The sequence below is a fragment of the Chryseobacterium proteolyticum genome (assembly GCF_046591535.1).
GTDB lineage: Bacteria > Bacteroidota > Bacteroidia > Flavobacteriales > Weeksellaceae > Chryseobacterium > Chryseobacterium proteolyticum.
This window is the reverse complement of sequence record NZ_JBJLWK010000004.1, coordinates 211,499-229,614: the sequence shown is the minus strand read 5'-3', so window position 1 is coordinate 229,614 and position 18,116 is coordinate 211,499. Positions and strand designations below refer to the sequence as shown.

Below are 18,116 nucleotides of genomic sequence, written 5' to 3'. Positions count from 1 at the left end.
AATCTCATACAAGATCAGACAATTTAAGTAAATATTGTAACATTCTGTTAAAAACAAAGACTACTACTATGTAAAACAAATTACATGGAAAAAGTTTTGTCAGTAAAGAATTTAACAAAAAAATTCAAACGAACCGTTGTAAACAATATCTCTTTTGATGTAGAAAAAGGGAACGTTTACGGACTTCTTGGCCCTAATGGAAGTGGGAAATCCACTACATTCGGAATGTTGCTTTCCACCATAAATCCCACCAGTGGCGACTGGTACTGGTTCGGAAAAAAGGGCACAGATCCCGATACTTTAAAAAAAAATCGGGGCTATTATTGAGCAACCGAACTTCTATCCATATCTGAGCGCCGAAACCAACTTAAAGATTGTTGCCGAAATTAAAGGAGCTTCCTACCAGCGTATTGATGAAGTTCTGAAGACGGTAAATCTTCTGGACAGGAAGAAAGATCCATTTAAAACGTTCTCACTTGGAATGAAACAGCGACTGGCGATCGCCTCCGCTATGCTGAACAATCCTGAGGTCATGATACTGGACGAACCTACAAACGGGCTGGATCCTGAAGGCATTATCCAGATCAGGGAAATCATTTCCAATATTGCCAAACAAGGAATTACGATCATTATTGCCAGCCATCTTCTGGACGAAATTGAAAAAATATGCAGCCATGTTATTGTTTTAAAGGAGGGGAATTCCATTTACAGCGGGCGGGTTGATGAAATTACAAGCAACAAAGGTTTTTTTGAATTAAAGGCAGATAACAATACGGCACTTTTAAATGCCCTTGAAGAACTGCAATGGTTCAGCTCTATAAATACCGAAAATGATATCATTAAGGCTCAGATTCGTGAAGACGCTTCCATTTCTGCTTCGGCACTCAATCAGAAGCTGGCAGAAAAAGGTATTTTCTTATCCCACTTGTCTAAGAAAAAATTATCGCTTGAAACTCAATTCCTTGAACTTGTAAAAAACACGAATACCAATGCTTAAATTATTAAAACTCGAATACCACAAAAATCTGAATTACAGACCGTTTAGGATTTTCACCATATTGTATTTTACTATTTTAGTGGCGCTTCTTTTCATCGGATTGGTCGATCTGGATGTCTTTGGTGCAACAATTAATCTAAAGGAACAGGGGATTTATAATTTTCCGGAAATCTGGAACTTTACTACCTGGATTGTAGCCTTGCTAAAGATATTCCTTGGATTGATTATTGTTTTTTCGATCTCACAGGAGTTCAGCAACAGAATGTTTAAGCAGAATACCATTGATGGGTTGAGCAGAAAAGAATTCATCGGATCTAAGCTACTGACGATAACTATTTTTTCTGTTGTATCTACCCTTATTGTATTTGTCATTACCCTTTTCTTAGGATATAATTATTCCAAGGTAACAGACTCCGCATCGGTCTTCAAAGAAATGTTCTTTATCGGAAATTATTTTGTAAAACTTTTTACTTTCTTCTGTTTTTTAATGTTTCTTTCGGTACTCCTCAGAAAATCCATGTTTGTATTTCTAGGATTCTTTGTGTATTGGATCGGTGAAGGAATCTTAACCGCCATCGAAGTATTCCAAAAAGTCCGTGGAACACAGGAACTGGAGAGAATCAAGATTATGAAAGAAGATTTCTTCATCACCCATCTTCTTCCTTTGGAAAGCATGTCTAACCTGATTCCCAATCCTATGCTGAGATTAAATATGGCTAAAATGATGGGATTGAAATATGAATTCACCTACCCTACAGAAAGTTTAATCGCCTGTATTGTTTGGAGTGGACTTTTTATTTTCGGATCATACTGGATCTTGAGAAAAAGGGATTGGTAGTCTTTTTAATTGAATGATTAAAAGATTTGAAAATTAAAATATTAAAAAGTGATTCATTGAGGATCACTTTTTTTTATTTGTACAGGATATTTTTTTAATTTTATAAAAATGCGAGGCTTGAAAAAAATATATTATTTCCCTGGGCTTATAAGCGCTGTTATTATTCCTTTGTTATTGTGGTATTATGTCCATCAGAGAATTCATACTCCTTATACTATTTTGGATTTAGGACTTCCTTCAAAACATAAATTGAATGACAGCGTAGATAATACATTTGAATCTTTCAGAAACTGGAATTATAAAAAAATCTTTGTCAAACCTAATACCGCATTACAAAATCAACAGTACTATGTTTCAGAACTTCAGCAACTTCAGAAAAGAAATGAAAGAGAAACAGGTATTGAATTCGTTATCGGTGATAAAAATAATCTACAGGATTTCATAGTTCTGATGGATGCTATGACAATAGCAAAACAGGAAACCTTTGGAATTGATGTGGGAAAAACGGGTCATTTTTTTGCTGTACATTTTTATAAAGATCCCAACAAAAATACCCGCCCAATTTGTGGAGGCACTGTTGGCGCTCCTATTTACAGCATGAAATATTATTATACAGGATACCAAAAATTTGAATATCAGCTTAAACAATTACCTCAACAAGCGTACTACATCATTTTTGGATTTTTACTATTTTTAAATATCTCCATGTTTAGCATTAAAGATACCGTTCAATTTAATAAAAGACAATAATATGAAAAGGATATACTACTTCCCTGGGCTTATAAGCGCTATTATTATTCCATTATTGTTTTGGTATTATGGGAGCCGGAAGTTTGAGGAGATCAACCTCAATGTTCTTGATGTTGGATTACCTGCTAAGATCAAGCATGGAGAAAAAGTAAATATTCATAAAAAAAGGTTGCTTTTCAGCAACCTTTACACATTATTTTTTCTCGAGTAATGGAAGATACTCAGCATATCCTTTCTTCTCCATTTCAGCCTTCGGTATAAACTTTAGAGAGGCACTATTGATACAGTAACGTAAACCTCCTTTATCTTTAGGGCCATCTGTAAAGACGTGTCCCAAATGAGCGTCACCTGTCTTACTACGAACTTCCACTCTGGTCATTCCCGCAGACCTGTCTAATTTTTCATCGATAACATTTTTAGTAATCGGCTTGGAAAAACTTGGCCATCCACAACCGGATTCGAATTTATCTGTTGACACAAATAATGGCTCCCCTGTTGTAATATCTACATAGATCCCTTCACGAAACTCTTTATCATACTCATTCTGGTAAGGCATTTCTGTAGCATTTTCCTGCGTTACACGGTATTGTTCAGCCGTAAGTTTTTCTTTTAAAACCTTTTTATCCTGTTTCTGGTACTTAGCTTTTGGAAGCGGATTGGCATTTTTAGCCATTTCAAAAAGTCCCGGTTCGATGTGGCAGTATCCTCCAGGATTTTTATCCAGATAATCCTGATGATAATCTTCCGCCCTGTAGAAATTTTTCAGTGGAATAGTTTCTACCACCACAGGCTTACTGTAATTTTTAGCCAGTTTTTGTACTTCTTCTTTCACAATGGCTTCTGTAGCCTTATCTGTAGAGTAAATTCCGGTTCTGTACTGGTCTCCCCTATCATTTCCCTGCTGATTCAGACTTGTAGGATCAATGGTTTTGAAATACAGATCGATCAATAATTTCAAATCAACTTGCTCAGGATCATATTTCACTTTTACGGTTTCTGCAAAGCCGGTTGTATGGCTTACAACTTCTTCATAGGTAGGATTTGTCTTGTTTCCGTTAGCGTATCCTACTTCAGTTCCCACAACCCCGCGAATCTGTTGGAAAAAGTGCTCTGTTCCCCAAAAACATCCGCCTGCAAAATAAACTTCTTTTACATTTTTACTGTCCATAATGGTCTCATTTTCTTTTTTTTATTTCTGACGATTTCTTTGAATCGCCACAGCTTCTTGCAAATACGGCAATACCTAAAACAACTGCCAGTAATATTAATATACTTTTCATTTTTATCTTTTTATTCATTATTATTTTTTTTGATATATCATCAATCCAAATCCTAAAAGCATGAGATCTTTGAGAATAAAGAAATCTGTTACCGGAACTCCATCCACTATTTTCCAGATTCCTGGAGTTGTAAATAAATAGCTTAAAGTAACAAGGAAAGTCACTGTCATTCCGATTCCCGCATACTTCTTCAGAGCTACAAATTTCGGACTAAATATCAGCAGTAGTGCAATGATAATTTCTATCGTTCCGATAGCATTTGACACCGTTTGAACGCTTGCTATATTATATACGAAAAAGGTGAGAAAATGGTTTTCAACCAGGCTTTTTATTCCTTGTGCTTCGGTTGGAGTAAATTTGAAAATTCCAATCCAGAGTAAGATAAGTGCCGCTCCGTATAATGAGATGTAATATCCCAGCTTATACGTTATAGATTCTTTAGTAAGTTGTGCTGTTCCGTTCATTTTTTTTAAGATTTTGAATGACTACTTTTATTATTTTCAGAAGTATAGTCGGAACGGCTTCAAAATCCTGACAGAATTTTTATCAAAAATCTATCTTTTTAATCATATCATCTTTAAAACCTTGAATATCAGAATCATTAATTTCATCACTTTCCTTTTTTATAAAAGTTTTCTTCATGATTTCATCAAGGATGGAGAGCTTTTTCTGATAAGCCCTGCACCATTTGCAAATTTTCAGATGCATAGTAAGCTTACGGTCTTCTTCCGGAGAAATAGACCCTGCATTTTTCTTTTCCATAAGGAGTGTGGCTACACTGCATGGAAGAAATATCAAATGAATCAATTTTTTCAACATGTTCAACATTTATGATTTTGCAAACCAATTAAAATCCAGGCACTCCCGCAACTGCATTCTGCTTCTTTGTAAAATCTTCCATAGATTAGTCGTAGAAATATCCAATTCCTGACTCACATCCGGAGCTTTTTTTTTCCTGGAGGTAGTACATTTTCACAGGAATCTTCCATCGGACGGGCAATTCTTCAATACAATCTTCTAAAGTTTTATTGAATTGCTGGTCATCCAGAAGTTCAGGTTCTTTATTAGAAATATCCCAGTCATTAAGAACCTGGCTACTTTTCCAGGATCCTGTTTCATCAAAAAAATGATCCAGCCTGATCTGAGGTTCAGACTTGTACTTTCCACGGTAGAAATCGGCAACCTTCCGGTTGAGAATCGTCATCAGCCAGGTAAGGGGCTGGCTTTTTCCCTCAAAAGAATCATAAGATGACAATGCTGAAAGAAAAACTTCCTGAACGATATCTCTAGCATCATCCTTATCTGAAAGAAGATACATTGCTCTCTTTAAAAGGGCTCCGGAATACATTTCTACCCAGCTTTTCAGCACTTCATTTTTCGTCATATTACGCTTTTATCATTTCAGATCATAACGAAGATAGTAAGTTAAGCGGAAAAGCACAAAAAAATATACTGCCTAAAATTCCCGTTCCGCAGAGAGCATACAATTCCTTAGTTTTTGGTATAATTATTTTAAGGTACTTTTTTCTAGCCCCGATTGTAGTATTTGTCTGAGCTCATTTTTCTTATCAAAGAAAAATAGCGAGTACGGAAAGCGGGAAACAGCTTCTAAAAACTGTTTCAGATTATCGACACAAATGTTTCCAAAAGTATCAATAAATTGAAACTAAATCACCTAAAAACATTAAATTTGCATCTTATCATAAAAAGCAAAGCAATACATTACTTATGACATCACAAGAGATACGTCAAAAATTTTTAGATTATTTTAAAAGTAAAGACCACCTTATCGTTCCTTCTGCACCGATTGTGCTGAAAGACGATCCTACCCTGATGTTTTCCAACTCAGGAATGACGCAGTTTAAAGATTTTTTCTTAGGTTATAAAACACCTACTGCTCCAAGGATTGCCGACACACAAAAGTGTTTAAGGGTTTCCGGAAAACATAATGACCTGGATGATGTAGGTAGAGATACTTACCACCATACGATGTTCGAGATGTTGGGAAACTGGTCTTTTGGTGATTATTTTAAAAAAGATGCTATTGCTTTTGCCTGGGAATTGTTAACCGGAGTATACGGAATTCCGAAAGAAAATTTATACGTAACCATTTTTGAGGGAGATGCTTCTGAAAATCTGGAAAGGGACCAGGATGCGTACGACTTCTGGAAGACCCATATTTCTGAAGACAGGATCATTAACGGAAATAAAAAAGATAATTTCTGGGAAATGGGGGAAAGCGGACCTTGCGGACCTTGTTCTGAAATTCATATCGACCTTAGAACTCCTGAAGAAAAAGCAAAAATTTCCGGACTTGAACTGGTGAATAATGATCACCCGCAGGTTGTTGAGGTCTGGAACCTGGTTTTCATGGAATTCAACAGAAAGGCTGATAAAAGCTTGGAAAAACTTCCGCAGCAGCATGTAGACACCGGAATGGGATTTGAGCGTCTTTGTATGGCGTTACAAGGTAAATCTTCGAACTACGACACCGATGTTTTCACTCCGCTTATTGCTAAAGTTGAGGAACTTTCAGGCAAGAAATACACAGGAATTTTAGAAGATGAAAAAGATATTGCCATCCGCGTGGTGGTAGACCATATCAGAGCGGTTTCTTTTGCTATTGCAGACGGACAGCTTCCTTCTAACGGAGGAGCCGGGTATGTGATCAGAAGAATTTTAAGAAGAGCAATTTCTTACTCTTACCGTTTTTTAGGAATGAAAGAACCTTTCCTTTTCGAATTGGTTGCTGTTCTTAAAGATCAGATGGGACCATTCTTCCCCGAGCTTGAAAAGCAGGGGAATCTTGTTACAGAGGTTATCAAAAGCGAAGAAGAATCATTTTTAAAAACTATTGAAAGCGGTCTTGTACGCGTTGAAAGACTGATTCAGCAAACCATTTCGGATGGTTCGAAGGTGCTGCCTTCTGTAGAAGTTTTTGAACTGTATGATACTTATGGTTTCCCGGATGATCTGACAAGAATTATTGCGGAAGAAAAGGGATTGACCATCGATGAGGTGGGTTTCCAGGCAGAAATGGAGAAACAAAAACAGCGTTCTAAGAAAGACTCTGCTTCTAAAGTATATGACTGGGTGGTTCTGGAAGAAAAGCCGGAAACTTTTGTAGGCTATGACCAGCTTGAAGCTGAAACCTATATTACCCGATACAGAAAGGTAGAAAATAAAGACGGGGAATTCTATCAGGTGGTTCTTAGCAACTCTCCTTTCTACCCTGAAGGAGGTGGACAGGTTGGCGATAAAGGAGTCCTGGAAAATGCTGCGGAAAGCTTTGAAGTATTGGAAACGAAAAAGGAAAACGGTTTGATTATTTCATTGATCAATGGTCTTCCAAAAGATGCAGGAGCTGTTTTCTATGCTAAAGTAAATGCTACGGAAAGGAAGAATTCTCAGGCCAATCACTCGGTTACCCACCTTCTGCATGAAGCACTAAGAGAAGTTCTGGGAACTCATGTGGAGCAAAAAGGTTCTTATGTAGGACCTGATTATTTGCGTTTCGACTTCTCTCATTTCAATAAGATGACGGAAGAAGAACTTGCTTTGATCGAAGAAAAGGTAAACCAAAAGATCAAAGACAGCATTGCTCTGCAGGAATTCAGAAACATTCCGATCCAGGAGGCTATAGACAAAGGAGCTATGGCTTTGTTTGGTGAAAAGTACGGAGATAATGTAAGAATGATCCAGTTTGGAAGCTCAAAGGAATTATGTGGTGGAACCCATGTTAAGAACACCAGCGAAATCGGTCATTTTAAAATCACTTCGGAAAACTCTGCTGCTGCAGGGATCAGAAGAATTGAAGCAATTTCAGGAGATAAATCTGCCGAATACTTCAAAAATATAGAACAGCAGATCACCGAGCTTTCTCAGCTGCTGAAATCAAAAGATGTGGTACGATCTATTGAAAAGCTGATTGAAGAAAATGCCTCATTGAAATCTGAGGTGGAAGCATTGAAAAAGGAAAAAGCAAAAGGAGAAATCGGAGACTGGAAGAATGCTTACGAGCAAAAAGGAGATAAGCAGCTATTGGTTAAGAAGACCTCATTGGATGCAGGCTCTGTAAAAGACATTGTCTTCCAGCTAAAAAAAAGAAATCCCAACATCGATAACCATTGTACTTTCCAATGCTGATGACAAACCGATGATTACCGTAGGAGTTTCTGACGATCTGGCTTCTAGCTATCAGGCTGGAGCTATTGTAAAGGAACTGGCAAAAGAGATCCAAGGTGGCGGCGGTGGAAACCCGGGCTTTGCTACTGCGGGTGGAAAAAACCTCGCCGGTTTAGAAAATGCTTATCAGAAAGCCTTAAATATTTAAATAACAATATTTTAACAATAACAATAAAAACTTCCAAAAATTTTGGAAGTTTTTATTTTGCCTTGATCTATATAAGCAAATTTACTTGCATTTCTATTAAAACAACCAAGCAACAACAGATTGAAAATTATATCAATAACGCTTATAAAAGTTTTTCATGATAAGAAATATCACTAATTTTGATTCACATTTATTTCATGAAAAGGGTTTTATTTATTATATTTTTCTGGACTTGTATTTTTGGTTATTCGCAATCAAAAATCAAAGTCATCGATGAGATAGACAAAACCCCTGTCCTCAATGCTAAAATCTTCTGTAATGATAAACTCCTTGGGCAAACAGACTCCCGGGGAATTTTTGAATTCAAAACCAAATGCAACAGCATAGAAATCCGGGCAGATTATTATCAGAATGAAATTGCGTTGGTAGAAGAAAATATGGAGGTATCGCTCCTTAAAACTTCTTCAAAAACCACTGCTATTGAGACCGTCATCCTGCAGGATAAAAGTGATCCGAGCGCCCTGGAGATTCTGAATAAGGTTAATAAATATTTTAAAGAAAACTCTCCCAAAAGTCTGAGCTCATACACGTACAAATCGTATGAAAAAGTATCTTTAGACATTGACGAAGATAGTATAACTCAGTTTAATCAGTTTTTTAACGATACTAATTTCTTCAAAAAGAAAAGAGAGAAGGATTCTTTAAACAATATTTCCGCTAAAAAAAATCTTTTCAAAAAGCAAACTTTTTCTTTGGGAAAGAGCTCAGGAGTTTTTGTATTCAAAAAAATATGGAGAAAAGATCAATATTTTAGATAACAGGATTTCGGGTCTTAAGCAACCTATCTATGAAATGATTGCTCTCCAGCAAAGTAACAGGGACCGAATTCCGAATCAGGTTAAACAGGAAAACAGAGGTTTATACCGTTATTTTCTTACCGATACCCTAGAGCTGGACGGACGGAAAAACTTTGTGATCCGTTTCCGTGAAGTGAATTATAAAAAGTCCGATAAAAAAAAGAAAGTTCAACGGAACGATCTATATAGATACCGAGACCTATGGTATTAAAAAGATCGAAAACATCAGTAAAAATAAAAACGACGGAATTATTACCAGCACCTGGGTGTTTTATAATAACAAATGGTTCCTTGCTCATGAAAAGGTAAAACTACGAATGAGTAAAATGGCCGTTAAGGACGACAGTAAAGACCATTCTGAAGATACCGCTGAAAAAAAAGGGAGAAACAGTTTTGGTACCTACGCTTTCCTTACCTCAAGGTATTTTGATTTCAAGTCCCCTATTGAAGAAAACTCCAAAGATTTTAAGGGTTATACCTTTTCTGTAAAAAATGCGGATGGAACATCTCTTGACCAGTACAGAACGGATCCGCTAACGGAAAGGGAAAGAAATACCTATACAACTATAGACAGCCTTGGAAAGATCTACAACATTGATAATAAAGCTAAAATACTGACAGGGCTTATCAATGGGCAGATAAGGGTTGGTATCGTTGACTTTGCGGTAGATGAAATTGTGAACTACAACCTCTATGAGGGATTCAGGCTTGGCTTAAAAGCTAAACTGAATGAAACTTTTAATCCTTATTTTTCTCCGGATTATTATTTTGCCTATGGGTTCAAAGATGATAAATGGAAGTACGGAATCGGCCTGGACATGAAAACAACCCTGGAAAAGAATTCGTTTTTCAGAATAGAATATTATAATGATGTAACTGCATCTGGGGAATTTTACAGAAGACTCTGGAACTTTAAGATGAGAATGATGAACTATGGAAATAACCTTAATAATGACAGGTATTACCATTTCCGCGGGGCTTCTTTGTCTTATCTTAATGATATCACCAACGGACTTACCCTGGTTTTTGCGGCAAGGAGAAATTTTGAGCAGGCTATGTTTGATTACCAGTTCAGAAACAGTGGTCCTTCGTTTGAAAACTTCAATACATTGTTTACTTTGAAGTTCTCACCTAATTCCACAAATATTATGACCCCACAGGGCAAGTCTCTTATTGATCAGAAGTACCCTGAACTTTATTTCAATTATGAACAGAGCTACAAAGTATTGGGTGGTGATTTTAATTATACCCGTTTTGATGCACTTTTTGTTCATAATTTTAAAACGGTTTTAGGAACTACCGGTGTAAGGCTCTATGGAGGGATCGTTCTGGGTGAAGCTCCGATCTGGAAAAATTTCACGATGAACGGACTGGCTTCTCCGGGAAGAGATATTAATTTTAACCTTACCTCCTACCTTGGATTTGCAACATTAGAGGGAGGAAAGTATTATAATGATAAATTTATTGCCTATTATTTCACCCATAAGCTTCCGCTATACCTGAAGAGTATCGGACAAAATGTATCAAGTTTTGATTTTGTTCTTAGAGGAACCATTGGAGATATGAAACATCCGGAATATCATGATTTCAAATTCAGAAAGCTGGATCATTTGTATCAGGAAGTAGGTGTGGAATGGAATAACTTCCTTTCAAGTTATTTTAATCTTGGGGTATTTTATAGAGTAGGATATTATACCACCTCTAATTTTAAGCAAAATTTTGCCATACAGTTTAAATTAAAATTATTGGAATTTTAACAATCAGAACATGAAAAAAATAGAAATAAAAGCGGACGATTTTTTTGATCTTTTACGGTTAAAAGACGTTTCCATGTGGGAAATATTCCTGCAGATGATTGATGGTGAAGAGAAGGAAATTATTTTCATCGATCGCGAAGAAAAGATTCTCTTCAATTATATTTTACCTGCTGACAAAGAAAAACTGGAAAAAGACCGGAAAGAGTTTTCCAAACAGTTCTCGGAAAAGCTGTCCTATCTTAATTAATTTGTTCACCCTATGAATAAAAATTATTTTCTATCAATTATCGGCGTATTTGCTATCTTTTTAGCCCATGCCCAAAGCTATAAAAAGCCTTTAGTATCTGCAATCAAAGAATCAGATCTTAAAAAAGATATGTATGAAATGGCTGCTGATCAGTTCTGCGGGCGTGAAGCAGGAACGTTAAATGAGTTAAAAGTCTCGATGTGGCTGGCAGATAAGGCGAAAGAGTCCGAGATGTCTCCGGCAGGAGATAACGGCACTTTTTTTTCAGTATTTTGATATGTACAGGCATCAGGTAATTCCGCAAAGCAGCGTAAAACTGGGTGAAAATACATTAAGATTATGGAAAGATTTTCTTGTTGCAGAACCTGTAAATGCTCATCTGGAAACTGATATTGTGTATGCCGGAAATACCGAACCTGAGGATCTATCTAAATTGAATCTTAAAGGAAAAGTACTGGCCGTAAACGCTTCCGATAAAAATATCGAAAAGGAAATGACCCTTTTTGTAAGAAGATATCCCGGATTTGTAAGAACAAAATACTATAATACGGCACTAAATCTTGGCGCTAAAGCCATTATTTTCATCACAGATGATACTTCTGAAAAAAGTTGGGTAGAAGTTCTTCCGCAAATGACAAGAGGATCGTATGGTGTAGAAGGATTAAGAGAAAGCATTACAAACAATATCCCTGTTTTGTGGATCAAAAGAGAAAATGCCGGCTGGGTAAAAAACAACCCCAAAGTATCTATCAACCTGATCACAGAAACCTATAAGTACCCATCTGTAAATGTTATCGGAAAAATTGAAGGAACAGATCCCAGGTTAAAAAATGAATATGTTCTGATCAGCGGACATCAGGATCATGACGGGATAAGACATCCGGTTAAAAATGATACCATTTACAACGGTGCAGATGATAACGCGAGTACCTGTGTAGCTATGCTTGCTATGGCAAGAGCTTACAAAAAACAACCCGGAAAAAGAAGTATTCTTTTTGTTTTTCATGGTGCCGAAGAAAGAGGACTTTTGGGGTCAAGATGGCATGCAGCCCATCCTGTAGTTCCTAAAGAACAGATCGTTGCAGTATTGAATGGCGATATGATCGGCAGAAACAGCAATGAAGAAGCAGCTCTGTTAGGAGGAAATGCTCCGCATAAAAATTCTGAAGAACTGGTAAAAATGGCTGAAGAAGCCAATAACGAAAGTACGAAATTCAGATACCTTAAAGACTGGGATTCTCCTAATCATGCTGAATATTTTTACTTCAGAAGTGATCATTTACCGTACGCAAAACTAGGAATCCCTGCTATATTTTTTACCAGTGTTTTACATGAGCAGTACCATACTCCACAGGATGAGTCTGAGAATATCAATTACAAAAAGTTATACAAAATGACGGAATGGATGTACAGAACTTCATGGAAAGTAGCTAATGAAAGTGATCGTCCGAAAGTGATCCCGAACTTTACATTAGAGAGATAAAATATGATTGGTTTACCATTTAAAACTATGCGTTGATTCTTTTTAGCGCATAGTTTTTTTTTAGCCTATTTATCATTTTTCTTGCAAAAAGATCTCCACTGTTTTTTTAGCTTCGGCAACATCGTGCACCCTGAGAATTTTTGCCCCTTGTTTTAAAACTTTCATGTGAAGTTTTTGGGTTTCTTCATTAATATCCAATGGGGTTTTACCTAGAGGTTTGTAAATAAAAGATTTTCTGGAAATACCAATCAACAGAGGAAATCGTCCAAATTCCAGATACTCCACTTCTCCTATTAATTTCATCTGATCTTCCACCGTTTTTCCAAAACCAAAACCGGGATCCAGAATAATATCCCTCACTCCTTTCTGTAAAAGCTCACGGGTCTTTTCACTAAAATACCGGTTCACCTCTAATGTAATATCATCAAATTTTGTTTTGTCATGCATCCTCTCATAGGAAGGATTTATATGCATCAGAATATAAGGAAGTCCTGTTGCTGAAACAATATCGAACATATTATGATCAAATTGTCCTCCTGAAATATCGTTAATGAGGTCAATTCCTTCATCAAAACCAAACTTCACCGTTTCCGAATAGAAGGTATCCAATGAGATCAATGCCTCAGGGAATTCTTTTTTGATCTGAGAAATCAGCTTTCCGATCCTTAGGATCTCTTCTTTGCTCGTAAGAAATTCAGCGTGAGGGCGCGTAGACTGGGGACCGATATCAATGATTTCCGCTCCTTCTTTCAGTAATTTCTCCGTGTGCTCCAGTGCGGTCTTTTCATCGTTAAACTTCCCTCCATCAGAGAAAGAATCCGGCGTAAGATTTAAAATTCCCATAATTTTTGGAATCGTTAAATCTACTATTCTTCCATTGCAGTTGATAGAGTGAAAAGGTTTCTGAGTTGGGGAGTTTGAGAGCATGAGAGTTGGAGGGTTTTTAAGGTTGGCGAGTTGGAGGGTTTGAGCGTGTGAGCGTTTGAGTATGAGGGTTTGTGAGTGATAAAGGTTATGATGTACTGGTGAATTTTAATAATGCAAAGCTAAGGAGTAAAAGTAATATGAGCAAGGTTATTTGATAAGCAATGGGCACCAGATCATAAGCAATTTGACAATGTATTCTCCACTTAGTATTTACAATCTTTTCATCCCCAACTCTCCAACCCTCCAACCACCACCCTTTTACACTCAAACCCTCAAACCCTCCTACCCTCAAAACCTCTACTCTCCCATCCTCAAACCTAAAAGCATTTCTGCTCAAAATCACACTCCAATTCCCACAACCTAATACGTATTTTTGTATATTTGGGCTATTAAGAGAATTTATGTTAAAAACTTCAGTACAGTTCGGGAAAGTTATCAATCAATGTCGTGATCTTTTCAGTAAAAAATTACAGGATTACGGCGCAGCATGGAGGGTTTTAAGACCAAGTTCAATTACAGATCAGATCTACATTAAAGTGAACAGAATCCGGACCCTGCAGATGACGGATAAAAAAATGGTTGAGGAAAGTGAAGAAGACGAATTTATTGCGATCGTCAACTATTCGATCATCGGACTTATTCAGCTTGAAAAAGGTCTTTCCAACGATTTCAATGAAAATAATGATGTGATTTTAAGCCTCTATGACAAATATGCATCTGAAGCTCAGGCTCTGATGGAAAGAAAAAATCATGATTATGGCGAAGCATGGAGAGATATGAGAATTTCTTCCATAACAGATCTTATTTACCAGAAGGTCCTGAGAACAAAACAGATCGAAGATAACCAGGGAAAAACGATCGTTTCCGAAGGCCTGGATGCCAACTATTTTGATATGCTGAATTATGCTGTTTTCTGTCTGATCAAATTCTCTGAAAAAGAAAACAATTTCGAACCTAAAACTATTTAAAATGATCAAAGGTGTACTTCGTTTTATTATTGCAGTTATTTTTATCCTGTCCGGGTTTGTAAAAGCTGTGGATCTGGTAGGTTTTTCCTTTAAAATGGAAGAATACTTTTCCCCCGCAGTTTTCAACATGCCATTTTTCGAAAAATTTGCTTTGCTGTTTTCAGTTATTGTGGTTGTACTGGAGCTTTTCCTTGGGTTTATGCTTTTAATAAAATTAAGACTGAAATTCACCTTATCCATGCTCATTGCCCTTTGTGTTTTCTTTGGGTTCCTTACTTTTTATTCAGCTTATTTCAATGTTGTAACCGATTGTGGATGCTTTGGAGATGCAATAAAATTTACGCCATGGCAGAGTTTCTTTAAAGACGTTGTTCTGCTGATTGGACTGATTATTTTATTTGTTCTGTACAGAAAAGAATTCGTCCGGAAAGACGAATACAGCAGCACAACGAAAACACCTACGGCCAAGTACAAATATTTCCTTTTGGGAGCTTTTGGTCTTGTAATGGTTTACATAATGGCACAGGGAATTATGCACGAGCCTCTCATCGATTTCCGCGATTATAAGATCGGTACGGATATTAAAGCAGAAAAAGATAAAATCAGTAAAAACCCATCGGAATATAAAACCTTCTACTCCCTTAAAAATCAAAAAACCGGGGAGGTTTTAAAAGTAAATCAGGATGATTACATCAAAGAAACAAAATATTGGGCTGACGGCTCTCCGTGGAAGATTGAAGAAGGAAAAAACGAATCTGTCATCGTAAAAGAAGGCTACAAGTCTGAGATTGTAAAATTTAAAATTGAAGATCCTGCCGGCCTTGAGGTTACTGATGAGATTATTAAAGCTCCAAAGGCTGTTTTGGTATTTTCTTATCACCCTAAAGTGCTTTCTCAGGAGTTGATCCAAAAAGTTGAAGCTAAGGTAAATGCCCAGAAAGGTGCAGTTATCTATGGTGTCTCTACGGATCCGAACACATTTAAAACCATTAAAAATGCAATGATGGACGGAACCGCCATTAAAACCATTGCCAGAAGCAACCCGTTTGTACTGATATTACAGAACGGAAAAATTGTAGACAAACAGCCTGCAAAAGATTATATTAAATAATAACGTATACATAATAGGAGTCAATTGACCCACTTTAAACACTAAACTTTTAATCAACTCATGCAAAAGTCAAATAAGCCAATTGCCGGTTACCATTTATTAATGATTCTTTCTTCCGTAGACGGAGAATTTGCTCCTGAAGAAGGAATGCTTGTACAGCAATATTTAGCTGATGAATTTCCGTTCAAAATGAATTTGGATAATGAACTGGAAACCATCGCCCTGCTTCAGCCTGAAGAATGGAAAGATCATTTTGAATTTCATGCCCGTTGTTTTTATGACGACTCTACGGAAGAAGAGCGCGTAAAATTTGCAGAATTTGCCAAAACACTTATAAAAGCTGATAACAAAGTAACGGATGAAGAACATACCTTCTATAAGCTTTTAAAGAATATGTGGCATCTGAACTAGACACCTGCACAAAAAACCAATATGAGTATGAAAAATTTATATCTAGGATTATTAATCATGAGTGCTTCTACCCTCCAATCTCAAAAATTCCCTGATCTTAAGGCTCCTGTTGCAGAGAAACAGGAACACATCAGAACGATACATGGTGATAAGGTAAATGATCCGTATTACTGGATGATCGATTACTTCAAAAAAGGAAAAGACTCCACAAAAGTTGTTGATTACCTGAAGGCGGAAAATTCCTATTGGGAAGGAATGATGAAGGATACGGAACCTTTCAGGGAAAAACTTTTCCAGGAAATGAAATTCAGGATCAAAGAAAAAGATGAATCGGTTCCCTCGTTCAAAAACGGATATTACTATTATACACGGACTGAAACGGGAAAACAGTATTTTAAATATTGCAGAAAGAAAGGTAGTCTTGAGGCACCTGAAGAAATACTCCTGGATGTGGACCAGCTTGCTGAAGGACACCCTTATTATTCAGCGGCAGGATTCAACATAAGCCCGGATAATACAAAACTGGTGTATGGTGTGGATGATGTTTCGAGACGGCAGTATAAATTGTTTTTAAAGGACCTTTCTACAGGAAAAACAACCGATCTGGGCATTAAAAATACCGAAGGTGAAGCAATATGGGCTAATGATAATAAAACCATTTATTATACTGAGAATAATCCCGTAACACTTTTGTCTGAAAAAATCAAAAGGCATACACTCGGAACAGATCCTGGTAAAGATGTGGTGGTTTATGAAGAAAAGGATAAGTCCAATTACATCGGGGTAGGAAAATCTAAAAATGATAAATTCATTATGATTTATTCTGCTGCCACTACTTCTTCTGAGACAAGATACCTGAATGCAGATGATCCTAATGGTACATTTAAAGTATTTCAGCCACGTATGAAGGATGTTTTATACGATGTAACACCATTAGAGGATAAATTCCTGATCACCACGAACAAAGATGCCCTTAATTTTAAAGTCGTAGAAACTCCCTTAACCAAAACAGGAGTTGAAAACTGGAAAGATTTCATTCCCCACAGAAAAGATGTTTTAATGCAGGGCATTACGGAATTTAAAAATTACCTGGTTTTTAGCGAAAGGCAAAATGGGCTTTCCCAGTTGGTCATTTATGACAGGAAAACCGGAAAAAAAGAGTTTGTAAAATTCGATGAACCTACTTATACCGTTTCTCCGGCAGGAAACCCGGAATACAATACGGACAATTTCCGTTTCGGATACACGTCTATGATTACGCCGCTTTCCCAGTTTGAACAAGATCTGAAAACAGGGAAAAGAACTCTTTTAAAGCAGCAGGAGGTCTTAGGAGGCTACAATAAGGATAATTATATAACAGAAAGACTTTTCGCTACCGCTAAAGACGGCACAAAAATACCTCTTTCTGTTGTGTACAAAAAAGGATTAACAAAGGACGGAAAAAATCCGCTGTTGCTCTATGCCTATGGTTCTTACGGAAATTCATCCAATGCTTCTTTCAGCATTACCCGATTAAGCCTTTTAGACAGAGGATTTGTCTTTGTGATGGCTCACATCCGTGGAGGTCAGGAGATGGGACGGCAGTGGTATGAAGATGGTAAAATGATGAAAAAGAAGAACACATTTACGGATTTCATCGATGCTGGAGAATATCTTGTAAAGGAAAAATTCACTTCTCCAAATCATATGTATGCTCAGGGCGGAAGCGCCGGAGGCTTATTAATGGGAGCGATTGCCAATATGAGCCCGAATCTTTGGAATGGAGTTATTGCTCACGTTCCGTTTGTAGATGTGGTGAATACCATGCTTGATGAAAGCATCCCATTAACCACCAATGAATATGATGAATGGGGAAATCCCAATAATAAAGAGGAATATTTCTATATGAAATCCTATTCGCCTTATGAAAATGTAGAAAAGAAAAATTATCCCAATCTTTTGGTAACAACAGGATTGCATGACTCACAGGTACAGTATTTCGAGCCTGCAAAATGGGTCGCAAAATTACGGGATATGAAAACAGATAAAAATGTATTGTTTTTAAAAACTGATATGGCTTATGGTCACGGAGGTGCTTCTGGAAGATTCGACTACCTGAAGGATACTGCTTTGGTGTACGCCTTTATGTTTAAATTAGAAGGAATTAATCAATAATTT

The 18,116-nt window shown here is 36.9% G+C and carries 16 protein-coding genes and 4 pseudogenes; 14 read left to right on the top strand and 6 right to left on the bottom strand.

Annotated elements, in window-relative coordinates; translation table 11 throughout:
- Positions 1-84: 84 nt before the first annotated feature.
- The 4 genes and pseudogenes from ACJ5H0_RS16850 to ACJ5H0_RS16835 all read left to right on the top strand — a co-directional run bounded on the left by ACJ5H0_RS16850 (position 85) and on the right by ACJ5H0_RS16835 (position 2,796).
- Positions 85-997, top strand: a pseudogene (locus tag ACJ5H0_RS16850) (ABC transporter ATP-binding protein).
- Positions 990-1,835: an ABC transporter permease gene (locus ACJ5H0_RS16845; protein WP_411250738.1), complete on the top strand. Its 846-nt coding sequence runs from the start codon at positions 990-992 to the stop codon at positions 1,833-1,835. Before ACJ5H0_RS16850 ends, ACJ5H0_RS16845 begins: the two are co-directional and overlap by 8 nt.
- A gap of 117 nt (positions 1,836-1,952) precedes the next feature.
- Positions 1,953-2,585 (top strand): hypothetical protein, encoded by a 633-nt coding sequence (locus tag ACJ5H0_RS16840; RefSeq protein WP_411250736.1) that lies wholly within the window; start codon positions 1,953-1,955, stop codon positions 2,583-2,585.
- 1 nt (position 2,586) lies between these two features.
- Positions 2,587-2,796 (top strand): hypothetical protein, encoded by a 210-nt coding sequence (locus ACJ5H0_RS16835; RefSeq protein ID WP_411250733.1) that lies wholly within the window; start codon positions 2,587-2,589, stop codon positions 2,794-2,796.
- Here the strand turns inward: ACJ5H0_RS16835 and msrB are convergent.
- From msrB to ACJ5H0_RS16810, 5 genes and pseudogenes are all read right to left on the bottom strand, one after another.
- Entirely contained in the window at positions 2,779-3,753 is a 975-nt protein-coding gene (gene msrB / locus ACJ5H0_RS16830; RefSeq protein WP_411250730.1) for a peptide-methionine (R)-S-oxide reductase MsrB, read from the bottom strand. The two genes, ACJ5H0_RS16835 and msrB, sit on opposite strands and share 18 nt — an antisense overlap.
- Before the next feature lie 7 nt (positions 3,754-3,760).
- Positions 3,761-3,883, bottom strand: coding sequence for a hypothetical protein (locus ACJ5H0_RS16825; protein ID WP_411250726.1), 123 nt, complete (start codon positions 3,881-3,883; stop codon positions 3,761-3,763).
- A gap of 2 nt (positions 3,884-3,885) precedes the next feature.
- Positions 3,886-4,329 (bottom strand): DUF417 family protein, encoded by a 444-nt coding sequence (locus tag ACJ5H0_RS16820; RefSeq protein ID WP_172277079.1) that lies wholly within the window; start codon positions 4,327-4,329, stop codon positions 3,886-3,888.
- Positions 4,330-4,411: 82 nt separating this feature from the next.
- Positions 4,412-4,684, bottom strand: a complete 273-nt coding sequence (locus tag ACJ5H0_RS16815; protein WP_411250723.1) for a hypothetical protein — start codon at positions 4,682-4,684, stop codon at positions 4,412-4,414.
- A 9-nt stretch (positions 4,685-4,693) separates the two neighbouring features.
- Positions 4,694-5,249: pseudogene (locus ACJ5H0_RS16810) on the bottom strand (sigma-70 family RNA polymerase sigma factor).
- Between the two features lie 344 nt (positions 5,250-5,593).
- On the opposite strand from ACJ5H0_RS16810, the pseudogene alaS reads away from it, so the two are divergent.
- From alaS to ACJ5H0_RS16780, 6 genes and pseudogenes are all read left to right on the top strand, one after another.
- A pseudogene (gene alaS / locus ACJ5H0_RS16805) lies at positions 5,594-8,198 on the top strand (alanine--tRNA ligase).
- A gap of 197 nt (positions 8,199-8,395) precedes the next feature.
- Complete coding sequence (locus tag ACJ5H0_RS16800; protein WP_411250720.1) at positions 8,396-9,016, top strand: hypothetical protein; 621 nt, start codon at positions 8,396-8,398, stop codon at positions 9,014-9,016.
- Positions 8,973-9,266, top strand: a complete 294-nt coding sequence (locus tag ACJ5H0_RS16795; protein ID WP_411250718.1) for a hypothetical protein — start codon at positions 8,973-8,975, stop codon at positions 9,264-9,266. Before ACJ5H0_RS16800 ends, ACJ5H0_RS16795 begins: the two co-directional genes overlap by 44 nt.
- A 106-nt stretch (positions 9,267-9,372) precedes the next feature.
- Positions 9,373-10,812 carry a hypothetical protein gene (locus ACJ5H0_RS16790; protein ID WP_411250715.1) on the top strand — a complete coding sequence of 480 codons (1,440 nt, stop codon included), beginning with the start codon at positions 9,373-9,375 and terminating at the stop codon, positions 10,810-10,812.
- A 10-nt stretch (positions 10,813-10,822) separates the two neighbouring features.
- A complete protein-coding gene (locus ACJ5H0_RS16785) occupies positions 10,823-11,059 on the top strand; it encodes a hypothetical protein (protein WP_411250712.1) in 237 nt (78 codons plus the stop codon).
- 12 nt (positions 11,060-11,071) lie between these two features.
- Positions 11,072-12,542 (top strand): annotated as a pseudogene (locus ACJ5H0_RS16780) (M20/M25/M40 family metallo-hydrolase).
- Positions 12,543-12,614: 72 nt separating this feature from the next.
- Here the strand turns inward: ACJ5H0_RS16780 and folP are convergent.
- The gene (gene folP / locus ACJ5H0_RS16775) at positions 12,615-13,469 is read right to left on the bottom strand and encodes a dihydropteroate synthase (protein ID WP_458796244.1); all 855 of its coding nucleotides are present in this window, start codon (positions 13,467-13,469) and stop codon (positions 12,615-12,617) included.
- A gap of 401 nt (positions 13,470-13,870) precedes the next feature.
- Here folP and ACJ5H0_RS16770 point away from each other — a divergent pair, with 401 nt between their 5' ends.
- From ACJ5H0_RS16770 to ACJ5H0_RS16755, 4 genes are read left to right on the top strand one after another with little or no spacing between them, the layout of a single operon-like run.
- Complete coding sequence (locus tag ACJ5H0_RS16770; protein ID WP_411250708.1) at positions 13,871-14,437, top strand: DUF1599 domain-containing protein; 567 nt, start codon at positions 13,871-13,873, stop codon at positions 14,435-14,437.
- Position 14,438: 1 nt separating this feature from the next.
- Entirely contained in the window at positions 14,439-15,548 is a 1,110-nt protein-coding gene (locus ACJ5H0_RS16765; protein WP_411250705.1) for a BT_3928 family protein, read from the top strand.
- Positions 15,549-15,608: 60 nt separating this feature from the next.
- Positions 15,609-15,959: a TerB family tellurite resistance protein gene (locus ACJ5H0_RS16760; protein ID WP_172277052.1), complete on the top strand. Its 351-nt coding sequence runs from the start codon at positions 15,609-15,611 to the stop codon at positions 15,957-15,959.
- A 27-nt stretch (positions 15,960-15,986) separates the two neighbouring features.
- Complete coding sequence (locus tag ACJ5H0_RS16755) at positions 15,987-18,113, top strand: S9 family peptidase (RefSeq protein ID WP_411250701.1); 2,127 nt, start codon at positions 15,987-15,989, stop codon at positions 18,111-18,113.
- Positions 18,114-18,116: the final 3 nt, after the last annotated feature.

Coding starts and splice junctions, on each gene's coding strand:
- ACJ5H0_RS16845 (WP_411250738.1), top strand. CDS start 990: ATGCTTAAATTATTAAAACTCGAATACCACAAAAATCTGAATTACAGA.
- ACJ5H0_RS16835 (WP_411250733.1), top strand. CDS start 2,587: ATGAAAAGGATATACTACTTCCCTGGGCTTATAAGCGCTATTATTATT.
- msrB (WP_411250730.1), bottom strand. CDS start 3,753: ATGGACAGTAAAAATGTAAAAGAAGTTTATTTTGCAGGCGGATGTTTT.
- ACJ5H0_RS16825 (WP_411250726.1), bottom strand. CDS start 3,883: ATGAATAAAAAGATAAAAATGAAAAGTATATTAATATTACTGGCAGTT.
- ACJ5H0_RS16820 (WP_172277079.1), bottom strand. CDS start 4,329: ATGAACGGAACAGCACAACTTACTAAAGAATCTATAACGTATAAGCTG.
- ACJ5H0_RS16815 (WP_411250723.1), bottom strand. CDS start 4,684: ATGTTGAAAAAATTGATTCATTTGATATTTCTTCCATGCAGTGTAGCC.
- ACJ5H0_RS16800 (WP_411250720.1), top strand. CDS start 8,396: ATGAAAAGGGTTTTATTTATTATATTTTTCTGGACTTGTATTTTTGGT.
- ACJ5H0_RS16790 (WP_411250715.1), top strand. CDS start 9,373: ATGAGTAAAATGGCCGTTAAGGACGACAGTAAAGACCATTCTGAAGAT.
- ACJ5H0_RS16785 (WP_411250712.1), top strand. CDS start 10,823: ATGAAAAAAATAGAAATAAAAGCGGACGATTTTTTTGATCTTTTACGG.
- folP (WP_458796244.1), bottom strand. CDS start 13,469: ATGCTCTCAAACTCCCCAACTCAGAAACCTTTTCACTCTATCAACTGC.
- ACJ5H0_RS16770 (WP_411250708.1), top strand. CDS start 13,871: ATGTTAAAAACTTCAGTACAGTTCGGGAAAGTTATCAATCAATGTCGT.
- ACJ5H0_RS16765 (WP_411250705.1), top strand. CDS start 14,439: ATGATCAAAGGTGTACTTCGTTTTATTATTGCAGTTATTTTTATCCTG.
- ACJ5H0_RS16760 (WP_172277052.1), top strand. CDS start 15,609: ATGCAAAAGTCAAATAAGCCAATTGCCGGTTACCATTTATTAATGATT.
- ACJ5H0_RS16755 (WP_411250701.1), top strand. CDS start 15,987: ATGAAAAATTTATATCTAGGATTATTAATCATGAGTGCTTCTACCCTC.